The organism is Gilliamella sp. B3023, assembly GCF_026536845.1.
Classification (GTDB): Bacteria; Pseudomonadota; Gammaproteobacteria; order Enterobacterales; family Orbaceae; genus Gilliamella; species Gilliamella apicola_E.
In genome coordinates, this window is sequence record NZ_JAFNNH010000004.1 from 62,545 (window position 1) to 79,366 (window position 16,822).

A 16,822-nucleotide genomic window follows, 5' to 3' on the forward strand; every position below is an offset into this window, starting at 1 on the left:
ATACAAACCTATTGTTTTTTCATCGTAATTGGGAATGAAGTCCCGTTATCATAAACCCCCTGACAATCAGCTTGATTATTTTTGCCAGGTTTACACTGAATATTTGGTAATTTATATTTAGTATTATCACTACAAGTAGCTTCGGTATTACCCACAATATTTAAATTCGCGTTTTGAATACCACTACCGACCTTACCAACACATTTGACGCCATCACTACGAGTAAGCGTCACTTCACCATTGCCTTGATTAAAATTATAACTTAATTGTAATGGTTTACCGGTTGCTTTATCTTGAATACCGGCTCCAACTGACCATTGGCCATTTAAAAAGTTCGTTGACCCTTGCTTTAATGCATCAGTAGGTAAAGCTAAATTTTGGGATTGATTAGCATTGGTATCAGGTGAATTAACTTGATTAGAAGTGTTAGCTTCAGAATTATTAACGACATCTGGTGGTGTCGTTTGAGCATTTTTATCGTCATTATTCTGACCATTTTGATCCACGTTTTTATCATCAGGCGAATTAGGATTATTCGGGGTATTATTATCTTCACTCCCTTTATTTCCTTGATCACCTTGATCACCGTTATTTCCTTTATCATCAGGATTATTTGCATCAGGAGGCGTAGGTTGAAGTGGATCTGTAACACCATTTGCAGTATTTTCTACTGTTTCATTTGGAGCAGCAGGTGGTACAGCTGAATTATCAACAGCAGCAGAATCGGTAGGAACTGCATTCACTGCATTAGGATCTACAGCAACAGTCCGATTTGATACGACACCATTAACCACACCAACAGGTCTGTGATCTATGATAACTTCTTTAGGTTTTCCCTCAGAATCCTGTTTATTATCCTCTGGTTTTTTGAGTTCTTCTGGTTTTTCTTCTTTCTTTTCATTGTTAACAACAGAAGGATTAACTTTATTATCTATTGAGATATTTGGATCTAAAGTTATACTTGGTTTTAACCAATAACCTTTTAACCACAGCAACGCTAACAATAGTAATAAAAGGAGTAATAATCCCAATAACCAAACCCACCAACGCTTCCACCAAGGCTTTTTAACAACAACAGGTATTTTTTGAGAAGGTGCGGGTGCTGTACTTCTAAAGGCCTCTAAACAATAGAATGGCGAAGTCGCTTGTGGTGTTTGCGGATTAACAAAGCCCCAAAAAGTAATAACGGGTTTGCCATTAACAATATAAACAAACTGATTGCTAGGAAAGCGTATCGCCATCAAATTAGGCTCAAGGCTATCTGCGCTTTGTTTAGGATCATAGATAAGCCGACTAAAAAGTAGTTGGTCACCTTCTAAATTGGGGTTTCTAGATAATTTTTGACCTAATTCGATAACTTTGTTTTCAAAATCTTTAAGCAAAACTAGGGCAGATTCTTTTTCTGATTCACTAGCCGATGTCCAAGGAACAATATCATATTCCCCATCAGGTGAGTCTGAATCGAAAGGGATATACCAATCAACAATATTACCCTGATCATTACGTTGTGGGATAGCTAAACAATCTGAGTATTGACGCCCTAATTTGACTCGAAACATTTCTCGAATTTGAGAAGCAACAAGATAAGCTGCTTTACCATCATGCCCGAGCATTTTAAAATCTTTTATATCACCACTTCGGAGTAATGTGTTTGCCATATATTTCCTGATATTCCTTTAAATTACTTATATTTTTTGTAATTATTATTTAATTAAATCAATTCTATCAGAAATAGCAAGTTGTTGTCATTGTTAACCCAAAAGATAATATGATTTTTTTGTCATATTTCATTCTTTATAATGATTTAAGCTATAAATATTCAACTAATTAATGACTAAATTGTTAAATTAGACCTCAAAAACCCCGTTCCTCAACTTTTTTTTGATTTTTCTTTTAAAAATTCTTCATCCGTTAACACTCGTAGTGGTTGCATATCACTTTCTCCTCTTATAACCAAAGAAGGATCAGAACGTAAACACGCACCTCCATAATGGCCACCAACGGTGAAAGTACAAACTTGCAAATAACGATCATCAACTTTTGGCAAACACCATAATTCTTGATAAATATTTTCCTGTTTTGCAAATCGTCCAACAGTTTTATCCAACACTTGTTCATGACTACCAACTAACTCAATATCACTACCTCTTCGCCCAGCAATAGGCTTAATTGCGTAGCCTTTTTTGATTAAGTTGTCATTAAGTTCAAATGTAGATTCAAGCAAATAACGATGATTCGGAAATAGAGACCATAATACAGGTAAAATAGCTTTATTACTTGGGATTACAGTCCATAAAGGCTCAAAAACAGATACCTCAGGCCGCAGCAATACATCAATTAATCTAACGGCATTTTCAGGATGCCATGTTCGAATCGGCAATCCTGCTACTTGTGCTTCACTTTCTTGGCGTAATTGTTCAAGTACAGTTTCCCATGCCCACGTTTTCCAGACACAGGTAACTTGACGATCTTCATCATCAACTAAGCGTCCGCGTTTATCCCATCTTAACCCGGTTAGTCCTCGTAAAATTTTACTTTTAAATCCAGCTTGAGTCAGGGCCTTTTGCATAAATAGTGCATGATAATTTTCCTCATTGTCATTATCTTGCATAATGTGTACAAATGCTTTTGCGTCGCTATGCTTCCAACAACTAGCTAAAGCATTGAGTAATCCTGCACTCGGGTTTACCCCAACATTTAATTCGGCTTGGATTGCCCAATTTTCCAATATTTTTCCAGCTTCGGTATGACATGATGCAGAATCAGCATTGTATTCATAAACTTTAAAGCCTCTCTCATCCATACAAAAATCTAATCGGCCGGTGATCATTTGATAACGTCGTTGCTGCCAAGATAACCGAAGTCTAGGCCAAAGAATTTCAGGAATATTGAAATTGCATAATAAATTGTCATCTTTTAATACTTTATCTGTAGCATGTAAATACATTAAATGAAGTTCATTTGTGGCACGAATAAGTTCCTGTTCTGCACTTTCAGAAATAGTGAAATAGCGATATTGATCATCATGACTAATAGCATGGCCAGTTGCTGACACATAAGCGCTTTCTAACGGATCGTTTTCGTTTAGCCATTTGCCATCAAATTGACCATGATTTTCAATGTGTACGCTGTGGATATCGAGTAAGTGCTTATTAACTTCAGGTTGTGGTAGGCTATAAAGTGTATTATCTGTTTGAATCATCCAACCTAAAATTTTGGTATCATCAAAAGTATCATGTAAATAAAAACCATCATCAGATACGGTCATCTCCAACTCACGCGTCCATTGCTGACCAATAGGAAGTCGGGTATGGATAACATTTTGTTCCGCAATTCGAATTTTATTATCAAAAACTTCAGTAACAATAGCAACATGGCCTGTTCTATCAAATATACCGCCATCATCCCATATTAATAATGCTCCTGCTTCTGGCATTTTTTTACTGCCGTTAGCAAATGCTTGTAATGGTAAAATAGCTTCATTGATAACCTGGCGAAGAAACCTTAACGAGAAAATTTCATGTGCCATGCCAACATCAGTAAAAACAATACCATAATTTAAAAATAAAAATCTTCTGGCAAATTCAACACATTGCCACTTGTACCCCATATACTCATGACCAGAATAGCTTCGAAATGAAGCATCATTAGGAAATTGTTCAGGATCTAATGTTTCATAATCAGATGAATAAATTGCGACACCACCTGGTGCATAACCAAGTAATGTACCAAAAGGTTCTTTATTAGCGGATTGGGATGACATGTTATTTTAGCCTTTTAGAATAATAGTAAGGTAGGTTTTACTAAGCTATGTTAGAATTTGCTTATCATAGATCAAATTATAAGCTTTAAAAAGTGATGTTTATGGCTTGAAGAATAATAAATTGACTATATATATTAGCAAAAGTTAGTAGTTATATTGATAAAACGAGAAAAAGACTATTATGCAACAAACAAAATTAAATGAATTATTAGATTTCCCTTGTTCTTTCACTTATAAAGTAATGGGTGAAGCAAAACCTGAATTAGTTGATAAAGTGGTGTCAGTTATTCAGCGCCATGCGCCTGGAGATTATACACCGTCGATTAAACCAAGTAGTAAAGGTAATTATCATTCTGTTTCAATTACGATTAATGCAACACATATTGATCAGGTGGAAAGTTTATACAAAGAATTAGGTGAAATAGATATAGTGAGAATGGTTTTATAATTCTTTACTTTTTGGTAATTTTTTGCACAAAATAAGAGTCTTATAGTTGTAAATATGAGGCTCTTATATGAAACCAGAAACAATTGTTTTGCACGCAGGCTATACTCCTGAACCAACCACTCACTCCGTCGCTGTTCCCATATATCAAACGACATCTTATGCTTTTGATGACACACAACATGGTGCCGATTTATTCGATTTAAAAGTCGCGGGGAATATTTATACTCGAATAACAAATCCAACAAATGCAGTACTTGAAGCACGTGTTGCTGCTCTTGAAGGTGGTATAGGCGCTCTTGCGGTAGCATCTGGTATGGCGGCTATTACTTACGCAATACAAGCCATCACATTTGCTGGAGAAAATATTGTTTCAGTGTCTAAACTTTATGGTGGCACATATAATTTACTTGCTCATACATTGCCTAATTTTGGTATTACAACTAAATTTGCACCACACAATGACCTAAACGCTATCGAAAACCAAATTGATGACAAAACTAAAGCCATATACTGTGAAAGTATAGGTAATCCAGCTGGTAACCTTGTTGATTTGACTGCACTTGCTGATATTGCCCATCGGCATGGTATACCATTAATTGTTGATAATACAGTTGCCAGCCCTGCCCTTTGCCGACCATTTGAATTTGGCGCTGATATAGTTGTACATTCATTAACTAAATATATCGGTGGGCATGGCAATAGTTTAGGTGGAATGATAGTTGATTCTGGTAAATTTCGTTGGAAAGATCATGCCGATAAGTATCCTATGTTAAACCAACCAGACCCTTCTTATCATGGCGTTTCTTATACTGAAAGCTTTGGTGATGCAGCTTATATTGCACGTTGTCGAGTAATACCTCTTAGAAATATGGGAGCAGCTTTATCGCCATTTAATACGTTCTTATTATTGCAAGGCCTTGAAACACTCTCTTTACGTATTGAACGTCACTGCCAAAATACACTTAAAGTTGCTAAGTATTTGGCTTCACATCCTCAAGTTGAGTGGGTCAATTATGCAGGGCTTATTGATCATCCAGAACATCATCTAGCCGTAAAACAAATGGATAATGGATTACCTGCCGGTATTTTGTCTTTTGGTATTAAGGGTGGAAAACAAGCTGGTGCAAAATTTATTGATGCCTTAAAATTGATTATTCGTTTAGTCAATATTGGCGATACGCGTTCATTAGCTTGTCACCCAGCATCAACTACGCATAGGCAACTCAATGATGAAGAATTGCAAAAAGCTGGTGTAAGCCAAGAAATGATACGTTTATCAATTGGTATTGAACATATCGATGATATTATTGAAGATTTAGAGCAAGCACTTAACTCTGCTAAATAATAAATTTGATAATATGAGGGATGAGTATCATCCCTCTTTTTAAAAATTAACCTAAAATTTTAGTTAATTCATTAGTCACAGCTGAAACAGCTTGTGTTCCATCAATGCGGTAATATTTAGTTCGACCTTCTTTCGCTTCATGTTGATAATAGTTAACTAAAGGTTTAGTTAAATCATGATATTCAACAAGACGTTTACGAACAATCTCTTCATTATCATCTTTACGGATAGTCAATGGTTCACCCGTTACGTCATCAATATTTTCCACTTTCGGCGGATTATGACGAATATGATATACACGTCCTGAACCAGCATGAATACGGCGACCACTCATACGATCAATAATAACTTCATCAGGTACATCAAATTCAAGCACATAATCTACATTAATTCCGGCTTCTTTCATTGCATCCGCTTGTGGAACTGTGCGAGGAAAACCATCTAATAAAAAGCCTTTTTCACAGTCGCTTTGTGCAATACGCTCTTTAACTAAAGCAATAACTAACTCATCAGTAACAAGCTTACCATTATCCATAAGCTCTTTTGCTTGTAGACCTAGTGGGCTACCTGCTTTTACCGCTGCACGCAACATATCACCCGTTGAAATTTGGGGAATGCCATATTTTTGCATAATAAATTGAGCTTGAGTTCCTTTTCCTGCCCCTGGTGCGCCTAACAAAATAATTCGCATAAAATAACCTCTTATGGCTTTAAATATAAATTTCTATTCTGGTAAATAATGAAATATCACTTTACTGCTGGAGATTAAGCCATCAGTGTGACAAATGTAGTTTATAGCACCACAACCTTTAACTATTTGAGCACTTTGCTGACAAATTGGACAGATATACTGTTCTAGATAATGTTGCTTGCAATGAGGACAGTCATAATGTTGTGGCGACACAATGTCCATTTTATTATGGCATTTCGGACAAATACCTTCTTGCCCCTCATCAATACTCTTTTTTGTTGTCATACGTTATTTACGCCCCCGTACATGTTTCATTAATCGACGACGTTTACGTTGTTGGGAAGCCGTCAAACTATTTTTTCGGCCTTCAAATGGATTTGCGCCTTCTTTAAATTGAATTCGTATTGGTGATCCCATAATTTTTAATGAGCGTCTAAAATAATTCATTAAATAGCGTTTATAAGAATCAGGTAAATCTTCAACCTGATTACCATGAATAACAACAATTGGTGGGTTGTATCCACCTGCATGAGCATATTTTAATTTTACTCGACGCCCTCTCACTAATGGTGGCTGATGGTCATCTTGTGCCATTTGCATGATTTTGGTTAATAATGCAGTATTAACACGACGTGTCGCACAATCATATGCTTCTTGGATCGAGTCAAATAAGTTTCCTACACCACTGCCATGAAGTGCAGATATAAAATGTAAACGAGCAAAATCGATAAAATCAAGCCGATCATCTAACGTCGTTTTTACTTGCTCTTTGATATCTTGTGATAAACCATCCCACTTATTGACTGCAATAACAAGTGAGCGCCCACTATTAATAATGAAACCAAGCAAGGACAAATCTTGATCAGATATGCCTTCTCGGGCATCTATTACTAAAATAACAACATTAGCATCTTCTATCGCTTGCAGGGTTTTAATAACAGAGAATTTTTCAACGGTTTCTGTTACTTTACCTCGTTTACGAACTCCCGCTGTATCTATCAAGATATATTCACGATCATCACGCGTCATGGGGATATAAATACTATCGCGTGTTGTGCCGGGCATATCATAAACGACAACCCTCTCCTCACCTAAAATTCGATTAGTTAGTGTTGACTTACCTACATTTGGTCTTCCAACAATAGCAACTTTGATTGGCTGGTTGATGAGTGAGTCAGCTTCATCTTCAATGTCATCATAAGATTCAGGAAGCTCTTCATCTTCTGAATCATTTGATATGATTTCATGCTGATCATCTTCAAAATGGAAAATAGGATCGAGTACAGTTTCAATTAAAACATTTACACCACGACCATGACTTGCTGCAATCGGATGAATGTCCCCTAATCCTAAACTATAAAAATCAGATATTGCGCTATCTGCATCAATACCATCAATTTTATTAGCAACTAAAAATGTTGCTTTTTCACGAGCGCGAAGATGCTTAGCAATTGCATGATCAGCAGGCATAGCACCAGCTCTTGCATCAACTAAAAAAAGGACAATGTCTGCTTCTTCAATTGCTTGTAGGGATTGTTCCGCCATAAAGCTTTCAACCCCATCTTCGGTGCCATCAATACCACCAGTATCAATGACTATATATTCATGCCCTTTGATTTCTGCTCGTCCGTATTTACGGTCACGAGTTAATCCCGGAAAATCAGCTACTAAGGCGTCTCGAGTTCGAGTTAATCGATTGAATAAAGTCGACTTTCCTACATTCGGACGACCAACTAGTGCGACAACAGGTACCATATTTTTTCTCTAATTACCTTAATTTTTTGTGAATGCGTAAATATCACCATTTTTAGCTTGGACAATAACTTTATTGTCGACAACTAATGGTTTCGAAATCAATCCACTACTACTAACTTGTGTTTTAGCAACGACTTCACCGTTATCTTTACTTAACCAATATAGATAACCTTCAAAATCACCAAGAACAATATAGTTTTCATATAAAACAGGATCGGTTAATTGACGATGTAACAAATCAGCTTGAGTCCATAGTACTGTACCACCATTTTTGCTGACGGCTTGTACATTATCATCTTGATCTACAACAAATAAATGTTGACTATCAACTGCAAAACTATGCGTTGACCCCATCTCTTTACGCCATACAATCTGACCATTACTTAAGTCAAGTGCTACAACATTACCATTGTACCCAATTGCATAAGCTAAATTACCTTCGATAACAGGGGTTGAATCAACATCATTCAATTTTGCAATTTCAGTTGATCCACTAGGTTGTGAAATACGTTGTTGCCAAATCAGTTGTCCATCGTTTAAGTAGTAAGCATTTACATGACCAGTGTCATCACCAAGTATTGCTGCACCATGTGCAATTGTTGGGGTGGAATTACCTCTTAATGAAAGAGGTGGAACCTCAAGCATTACATCCCATACATCCTCACCGGTATTACGATTCAAAGCTTGTAAATTACCACTTGCGGTATAAACAATGAGTTTATCTTCTGAAGAAATAGGACGAGCAAGTACTTCGCCTTTTACTGGTTTTTCCCAAATAACATTACCATCATTACGATCTAAAGCATATACAACAGCACGTTCACTACCAACATATACATATTTATCATCAGCACTTACACCGCCAGAAAATAGCGCTGTTTTGCTGCTAAATAATGTACTTTTTGATAAATTTTTATCCCATATTGTATGACCATTTAATAGATCAATAGCTTTAACTTGTCCGCTTCGGCTAGCAGCATAAATAGCATTATCATAATTAATAGGACCTAATAATGAATAAATATGTGTATTGCCTGATGTACTATTTCGCCATACTTCTTTTATTGAAAATTGGTTACTTACTTTCGGCGAAGGTGATACTTGTACTATCTCTTCTTCTCCACCAAACAATGAACATCCAGCAAGTGAAAACATAAAAACACTAATAGAAAGACATTTTGTTAACTTCATTGTATAAACCCTTATATCAGGATAAATTAATTTTTATTTTCTTGCGCTGCATTTACGTTAGCTTCTGCTTCTTGCTCTGCTTTATCTTTGGCGGCTTGAGCTTCTTGTTCAGCTTGTTGCTTATCTTTAAGATATTGAGCCTGATTTAACTTCATTTTGATATTTTTATCTAACTGTTCTGTAGGCAATGAAGCTTTAGAATTATTTTCCCCTGATTGATCAGCTGGAGCAGGAGCTAATGCAACATTATAAGCCGCAACAGCTTCAGCATAATTATTCAATTTCATATAGGCATCACCACGAATATCATTAACTACAGGTACCCAACTTTTTTCAGTTACCTTATTTAAGGTCGCTAAAGCATCCTGATAACGTTCAAGTTGATATTGTATTTTTGCAATACGAATATAACTGATTGATTTAATAACTTCTGAATCAGTTTTACTTAATGAATCAGTGAGTAACTTTTCAGCTTTTGGATAATCTTTCAATTCTTCAACGTAAAATTTAGCTGCTTTTAAATTAGCAAAAACACTATAAATAGTATTATCACTCTCCGCGAAGGAGACTAATTCATTTACTGAATCTGGATTATTTTTGTCTAAATTAGCTATTAATTGTTCATACCGTTCGGAAGATTCAATCGTTTTTTCTAATTTGTAAGATTGCCAGTAACGCCAGCCATAAAAAGCTAATAATCCAATTACTATAACTGCAACAATGATTTTCCACGTTTTAGCAAGAAATTCTTTTATCTCTGAAACTTGTTCTTCGCCAGATAATTGATAACTCACGTTTTTCTCCTATTTTCCTTAACTTACAATATTGCCAAACACGTTTGAACAATCTCTTTTTGTGCAACTTCAACTTGTTCGCCTGTTTGTAAATTTTTAATTGTTACTGTTTGATTGGCAATTTCATTTTCGCCAATGATTACAGCTATTTTAGCACCTAATTTGTCAGCTTTGGCAAATTGTTTCTTAAAATTACTACTACCGTAATTTGTAACAATTCTTCTATCAGGTAAACCATCACGTAATGTTTCCGCCGTTCTTTGTGCAGCAGATATTGTTTGCTCATCACCAGAAGATATCATATAAATATCAATCGAGTTGTCACGATTTAAAGAAGGGTTAACCGCTTGTACAAGCAATACTAAACGCTCAACTCCCATGGCAAAACCTACAGCAGGGGTTGGTTGTCCACCAAGCTGACTAACAAGCCCATCATAGCGCCCTCCACCACACACGGTACCTTGAGCACCTAAACTGGTAGTAACCCATTCAAAAACAGTTCGATTATAATAATCTAAACCACGAACTAATCTTTGATTAATATTATATTTTATTCCTGCGTTGTCCAATAAATGACATAACCCATCAAAATGATTTTTAGATTCTTCATCTAAATAATCAAATAATTTTGGCGCCTGATTAAGCAATTCTTGTACAACAGGATTTTTTGAATCTAACACACGTAATGGATTAGTATACATTCTACGTAAACAGTCTTCATCTAATTTATCTTTATGTTGCTCTAAGAAGCTAACTAACGCGTTACGGTAATTGGATCTAGCTTCAACTGAGCCAATTGAATTGAGTTCAAGTGTAGTATGCTTTTCAATACCAAGAGCTTTCCAAAAACGAGCGGTTAATAATATAAGCTCTGCATCAATATTCGGTCCTTCAAGGCCAAATACTTCAACACCAAATTGGTGGAATTGGCGATAACGCCCTTTTTGAGGTTTTTCATAACGAAATGCAGGCCCTAAATACCATAAGCGCTGCTCTTGATTATAAAACAGACCATGTTCAATTCCTGCACGAACACAACCTGCTGTAATTTCTGGGCGTAGAGTGAGACTTTCATCATTACGGTCGTTGAAAGTATACATTTCTTTTTCAACGATATCTGTCACTTCACCAACTGCTCGTTTAAATAATCCAGTATCTTCAACAATTGGGGTTCTAATTTCATTATAACCGTAACTATTTAGCACACCTTTGACAATTTTTTCAATTTGTTGCCATGTTGCACTATCACTCGGGAGTAAATCATTCATTCCCCGTATTGATTGGATTTTTTTTTCAGTCATATTTTTATTCGCTATCTAATAAGATTATAGTTCAGTGGTTGCTATTCTATTTTTCAAAATTAAGGCTTTAGCCCGTATTTTAGCTTCCAACTCATCTATCATTTTTTCATTATCTATACGCCCTATGCGCACACCATCTTCATAAAAACCGCTTTTATTGTGCCCACCAGCAACACCCATTGTGGAAGCTAACGCTTCACCAGGACCATTAACAACACAGCCAATAATAGAGACATCCATCGGTGTTATAATATCTTCAAGTCGTTGCTCTAGCGTATTAACGGTACTAATTACATCAAATTCTTGTCTTGAACAAGTTGGACAAGCAATGAAATTAATCCCTCTAGATCGGATACGTAAAGATTTCAAAATATCAAATCCAACTTTGACTTCTTCCGTCGGATCGGCAGCAAGTGAAACTCTTAATGTATCGCCGATACCTTCAGATAGCAATAAACCGAGCCCAATTGCTGATTTTACAGCACCTGTACGAATGCCTCCGGCTTCAGTTATTCCTAGATGTAAAGGCTGCTTAATTTGTTTTGCCAATAATCGATACGAATCAACTGCGGTAAAAACATCTGACGCCTTAACACTTACCTTAAATTGATCAAAATCAAGCCTATCAAGAATATCTACATGGCGCATCGCAGACTCAACTATCGCTTCTGGTGTTGGTTCACCATACTTTTCTTGGATATCTTTTTCTAGCGAACCTGAATTAACACCAATACGTATTGGAATATTTTTATCTTTAGCACAATCAACTACTGAACGAATTCTCGATTCATTACCAATATTACCAGGATTAATCCTTAAACAATTAACACCATATTCAGCAACTTTTAAAGCTATTCGATAATCAAAGTGAATATCGGCAATCAAGGGAACTTTTACTTGTTGCTTAATAAATTTAAATGCTTCAGCAGCATCCATCGTTGGAATAGAAACGCGCACAATATCAACACCAACACGCTCAAGCGTTTGGATTTGAGCTACTGTTTTCTCTACATCTGTTGTTCGTGTATTGGTCATGGATTGGACAGCAATAGGAGCTCCACCTCCAATGGGCACATCACCGACATAAATTCGGGTAGATTCTCTCCTAACAATTGGTGATTCTTGATGACTCATAAGATGCCTAATCACATTACAAAATAACTAGGTCGCGATCTTAACAAGATTTGGGGCAAATGTCTGTATGTGAATTCGAAAATTTGCTAACTGTTAACGCGATCAAAAGCCCCAGGAGAAATATAATGGCTAACTTCAACGTAATTATTTTTGTTTTGACAGGTAGCGTAATATAATCCAATACCTAATAACAAAATAAAAATGAATAAAGTAATAAAGATAATCTTTTTACTATGACTTTTTTTATTATCTATTGATTCGAGTTTGAAAGGTTGTTTTGCTGAATATTGCTTTGCTAATGCCTCAAGATAAGGTTGATATTCTTCACTAGGTAAACCAACAATTTTTGCATAGTTTTGAATATAGCTTTTAACAAGAACATAAGGGGCATGGACTAACTGATTATTTTCTATTTCTGAAATAACTTGAGTTCTAACATGAATTTGAGCAGAAATATCTTTTTGGGTTAAGCCCTTGTTATCCCTTAAATCGGAAAGAATCTTACCCAACGTAATATTATTTTCCATCATTTTCTCTTATTTTGCCTTCCATTAGTTTACACAACTTTAACTTATTTTTACATAATTTTATATATTTTTACATATTTCAAAAATTAATCAATCCTTTTTGCATTAAACCACTGTTTTGGCGTCTCAATTTCATTTTGTGCAGCGACTAATTGTAATTCATATTCATTTTGTTTTAATGTTTCAAGCATAACAGCATAAACTGCAGAGGTAGTATGTTCGAAAGCTTCGACCATTGATTTACCAAGCATTATATTTGCTAAAAATAGCCCGCTAGTCACATCGCCAACACCTACTGGTTGCTTAACACCAAAATCGACTAAGGGACGATCAATATGCCAAGCTTCATCCATAGTTACAAGCAACATTTCAAAACGATCTTTTTGATAACCTGCTCGACTTAAGTGTTTAACTAATAAAACTTTAGGCCCTTTTTGACAAATTGAGCGACAAGCTAAAATTGCTTCATTAACATTACTGATTGGTTGTTTACCATTAAGTTCCTCTAGCTCTAAGATATTTGGAGCCATCATATCTGCAATAGGCAAAGCGGTATTACATAAAAATTCGGATACACCTGGCGCAACAAAACAACCTTTTTCAGGATGTCCCATTACCGGATCACAAAGATAAATTGCTTCAGGATTTACTGCCTTTACTTTCTTAACTATGTCGATGATTGCATTACCTTGCTCTGGAGATCCCATATACCCACTTAATACAGCATTACATCGGTCTAATTCCCCAATAGCATTAATTCCTTCAGCAATATCTACCAAATGAGATGCTGACATTACCGATCCAGTCCATTGACGATACTGGGTATGATTTGAAAATTGAACCGTATTTAGAGGCCAAACATTCACACCCAAACGACGCATTGGAAATACAGCTGCACTATTACCTGCATGACCAAATACAACATGAGACTGAATCGATAAAATATTTTTCATGAAATCATCTCCAAATGAGTAAGCAGTAGTATTTTTTACCTCGACGCAATAATGTATAACGATTAAAGAGTTTATCACTACTAGAAAAACGATAATCTGTTGTGGAATTACGTTCACCATTAACAGAAATAGCATTTGATTCAATCATTGTTCTTGCCTGACCTCTTGAAGGTGCAAAATCTGCATTAACGATTGCTTGTTGCAAATCTAGCTCTTCTTCAACAGCCAATGTAGGCATACCATCTTGAGCTAACTGCTCAAAATCAGCTTCAGATAAGTCAGTTAACTTACCAGAAAATAAACTTTCAGTGATACGTTTCGCTGCGGTTAAGCCATCTTCGCCATGAACTAAACGAGTAACTTGCTCAGCAAGTACATATTGAGCTCTAGGGGCTAAGCCACTATTCTTATCCTCTTCTTCCAATGCATCAATTTCTTCCAATGACATGAATGTAAAGAATTTAAGGAAACGATAAACATCGGCATCAGCAGTATTAATCCAAAATTGATAAAATTTATACGGGCTGGTTTTTTTAGGATCTAACCATACTGCACCGCTTTCAGTTTTACCAAATTTGGTTCCGTCCGATTTAGTAATTAATGGTACGGTTAAACCATAAACTTGTTTTTGATGTAAACGACGAGTTAAATCGATACCTGCGGTAATATTACCCCATTGATCAGAACCACCTATCTGTAACACGACATTATGTGCTTTGTTTAGGCTTGCAAAATCATAAGATTGTAACAAGCTATAAGAAAACTCAGTAAATGAAATACCTGACTCATCGCGGTCAATACGTTGCTTAACAGATTCTTTATTAATCATTGAATTGACGGAAAAATATTTACCAATGTCCCGTAAAAAAGATAAAACATTCATGCCACCAAACCAATCATAGTTATTGGCTACAATAGCTGCATTATCACCACATTCAAAATCCAAAAACGGCGATACTTGTTGTTTGATTTTCTCACTCCATTCAATAACAGTATCTTCAGTGTTAAGCTTACGTTCAACTGCTTTGAAGCTTGGATCCCCAATTAGTCCTGTTGCACCACCAACTAATGCAATTGGTTTATGACCAGCCAATTGAAAACGTTTTAAACAAAGTAATGGAACTAAATGACCTAGATGCAAACTGTCAGCTGTTGGATCAAAACCACAATATAGCGCAATAGGATTTTTTTCGATTAATTCCATTAGCGCGTTTTCATCAGTAAGTTGAGCAATAAGTCCACGCTCTTGCAGTTGTTTGATCACATTTTTTGTCATGATATTTTACCTATTAACGTTTCTATTCTATTTAATTACATTTATTTATTATGATATCTTTTATACGCTTGTTCAAAATGATCTTCGACTATTTCATTTGGTTTTTTGTCTAATAAACTAAAAATAACTATTGCTATTGACGCAAATAAAAAACCTGGAATCAAGGAATACAAATTAAACCAATTGAAATTTATCCAAAGTAAAACGGTAATTGCTCCCGTTATCATTCCTGCTAGTGCACCATTGCGAGTCATTCGAGCCCAGAAAACCGAAAATACAACAATAGGGCCAAATGCCGCTCCAAATCCTGCCCAAGCATGACTGACTAAATCAAGCACACTGTTATTTGGGTTTATTGCGAGTAAAATAGCAATAACTGAAACTAATAAGACCATAACACGCCCAACCCAAACTAATTCTCGTTGTTTAGCCTTTGGTCTGATAAATGCTCGATAGAAATCTTCAGTTAATGCACTTGAACAAACTAATAATTGGCAACTTAGGGTACTCATTACTGCAGCTAAGATAGCTGCAAGCAAAATACCTGCAATCCACGGATTAAAAAGTAATTTAGATAATTCGATGAAAATACGTTCATGCTTACCATCATCAATTAAATACGCTAAATTTGGATTGTTAGCAAAAAAAGCTATACCAAAGAAACCAACTGTAATAGCACCGGCTAAACACAAAATCATCCATGTCATACTAATTCGACGAGCGTTTTTCATTACTTCGTGTGAATCAGCAGCCATAAACCTTGCTAAAATATGGGGCTGACCAAAATAACCAAGTCCCCATCCTAATAAAGAGATAATGGCAATAAAATCCATATGTGAAAAGATGTTTGTGTAATCGGGATTTAATGATTGAATATTAGCCAACGCATCTGAAAAACCCCCAGCATTTATCATAACCATGATTGGGGTTAAAATTAATGCAAACATCATTAAACTAGCTTGAATAGTATCTGTCCAGCTGACCGCTAAAAAACCACCGATAAAAGTATAAGCAATGGTTGCACCTGCACCAGCAAGCATAGCCCAGCCATAACTAAGGCCAAATGTACTTTCAAATAATTTAGCGCCAGCAACTACACCAGAAGCACAATAAATTGTGAAAAAAATTAAAATTATTACTGCCGAAATAATTCTTAGTAATGAGCTGTTATCATCAAATCGACGAGAAAAATAATCAGGTAAAGTTAATGAATTATGATTTATTTCAGTAAAAACTCTTAGCCTACCCGCAATAAGAAGCCAATTTAAATAAGCTCCAATTATTAAACCTATTGCAATCCAACTTTGTGAAATACCAAATAAAAAGACTGCACCCGGCAATCCCATTAATAACCAACCACTCATATCTGAAGCACCAGCAGAAAGTGCAGTCACTACACTACCGATACGTCGCCCACCTAATATGTAATCACCAAAATTTCGCGTTGCACGGAATGCAAAAAAACCGATAGCAATCATTCCTAATATGTAAACAGCAAAGGTGACAATCATTGGTAATGACATTTTTATAATAAACCTTGAATGATGAAATTAAAAAATAGTTGGCTAGCTTACCACAAAAAGCCAATGCTAAAAAGCAGGTGATTTCTGCAGATAAATGTTAAATAAAAAAGAAAAAACAATT

Annotated in this window: 15 protein-coding genes; 2 read left to right on the plus strand and 13 right to left on the minus strand. The window is 35.8% G+C overall.

Annotated features, from left to right (window positions below):
- Positions 1-8 precede the first annotated feature (8 nt).
- Complete coding sequence (locus tag J3U16_RS03595) at positions 9-1,658, minus strand: SrfA family protein (RefSeq protein ID WP_267330567.1); 1,650 nt, start codon at positions 1,656-1,658, stop codon at positions 9-11.
- Positions 1,659-1,870: 212 nt separating this feature from the next.
- A complete protein-coding gene (gene gss, locus J3U16_RS03600) occupies positions 1,871-3,763 on the minus strand; it encodes a bifunctional glutathionylspermidine amidase/synthase (RefSeq protein ID WP_065734945.1) in 1,893 nt (630 codons plus the stop codon).
- Positions 3,764-3,944: 181 nt separating this feature from the next.
- On the opposite strand from gss, the gene ybeD reads away from it, so the two are divergent.
- Together ybeD and J3U16_RS03610 are read left to right on the plus strand one after the other, a co-directional pair.
- Positions 3,945-4,211, plus strand: a complete 267-nt coding sequence (gene ybeD, locus J3U16_RS03605; RefSeq protein ID WP_034883735.1) for a DUF493 family protein YbeD — start codon at positions 3,945-3,947, stop codon at positions 4,209-4,211.
- A gap of 67 nt (positions 4,212-4,278) precedes the next feature.
- Positions 4,279-5,556 carry a bifunctional O-acetylhomoserine aminocarboxypropyltransferase/cysteine synthase gene (locus tag J3U16_RS03610; RefSeq protein WP_267332071.1) on the plus strand — a complete coding sequence of 426 codons (1,278 nt, stop codon included), beginning with the start codon at positions 4,279-4,281 and terminating at the stop codon, positions 5,554-5,556.
- A 46-nt stretch (positions 5,557-5,602) separates the two neighbouring features.
- Here J3U16_RS03610 and adk read toward each other — a convergent pair whose 3' ends face one another.
- The 11 genes from adk to putP all read right to left on the minus strand — a co-directional run bounded on the left by adk (position 5,603) and on the right by putP (position 16,707).
- Positions 5,603-6,247 carry an adenylate kinase gene (adk, locus tag J3U16_RS03615; RefSeq protein ID WP_267330565.1) on the minus strand — a complete coding sequence of 215 codons (645 nt, stop codon included), beginning with the start codon at positions 6,245-6,247 and terminating at the stop codon, positions 5,603-5,605.
- Positions 6,248-6,280: 33 nt separating this feature from the next.
- A complete protein-coding gene (locus tag J3U16_RS03620; RefSeq protein ID WP_065734947.1) occupies positions 6,281-6,532 on the minus strand; it encodes a zinc-ribbon domain-containing protein in 252 nt (83 codons plus the stop codon).
- Positions 6,533-6,535: 3 nt separating this feature from the next.
- Positions 6,536-8,002, minus strand: coding sequence for a ribosome biogenesis GTPase Der (gene der, locus J3U16_RS03625; RefSeq protein ID WP_065734948.1), 1,467 nt, complete (start codon positions 8,000-8,002; stop codon positions 6,536-6,538).
- 18 nt (positions 8,003-8,020) lie between these two features.
- Positions 8,021-9,193: an outer membrane protein assembly factor BamB gene (gene bamB / locus J3U16_RS03630; protein WP_267330564.1), complete on the minus strand. Its 1,173-nt coding sequence runs from the start codon at positions 9,191-9,193 to the stop codon at positions 8,021-8,023.
- Positions 9,194-9,219: 26 nt separating this feature from the next.
- Entirely contained in the window at positions 9,220-9,987 is a 768-nt protein-coding gene (locus J3U16_RS03635) for a YfgM family protein (RefSeq protein WP_267342508.1), read from the minus strand.
- 23 nt (positions 9,988-10,010) lie between these two features.
- On the minus strand, positions 10,011-11,288 hold the full coding sequence (gene hisS, locus J3U16_RS03640) for a histidine--tRNA ligase (protein WP_065734951.1): 1,278 nt from the start codon (positions 11,286-11,288) through the stop codon (positions 10,011-10,013).
- Positions 11,289-11,312: 24 nt separating this feature from the next.
- Positions 11,313-12,422 (minus strand): flavodoxin-dependent (E)-4-hydroxy-3-methylbut-2-enyl-diphosphate synthase, encoded by a 1,110-nt coding sequence (gene ispG, locus J3U16_RS03645; RefSeq protein WP_065734952.1) that lies wholly within the window; start codon positions 12,420-12,422, stop codon positions 11,313-11,315.
- 86 nt (positions 12,423-12,508) lie between these two features.
- Positions 12,509-12,949 (minus strand): helix-turn-helix domain-containing protein, encoded by a 441-nt coding sequence (locus J3U16_RS03650; protein ID WP_267342510.1) that lies wholly within the window; start codon positions 12,947-12,949, stop codon positions 12,509-12,511.
- An 86-nt stretch (positions 12,950-13,035) separates the two neighbouring features.
- Complete coding sequence (pdxY, locus tag J3U16_RS03655) at positions 13,036-13,902, minus strand: pyridoxal kinase PdxY (RefSeq protein WP_065734954.1); 867 nt, start codon at positions 13,900-13,902, stop codon at positions 13,036-13,038.
- Between the two features lie 4 nt (positions 13,903-13,906).
- Entirely contained in the window at positions 13,907-15,178 is a 1,272-nt protein-coding gene (tyrS, locus tag J3U16_RS03660; protein WP_218060057.1) for a tyrosine--tRNA ligase, read from the minus strand.
- Positions 15,179-15,219: 41 nt separating this feature from the next.
- Positions 15,220-16,707 (minus strand): sodium/proline symporter PutP, encoded by a 1,488-nt coding sequence (gene putP, locus J3U16_RS03665; RefSeq protein ID WP_065562912.1) that lies wholly within the window; start codon positions 16,705-16,707, stop codon positions 15,220-15,222.
- Between the last annotated feature and the right edge of the window lie 115 nt (positions 16,708-16,822).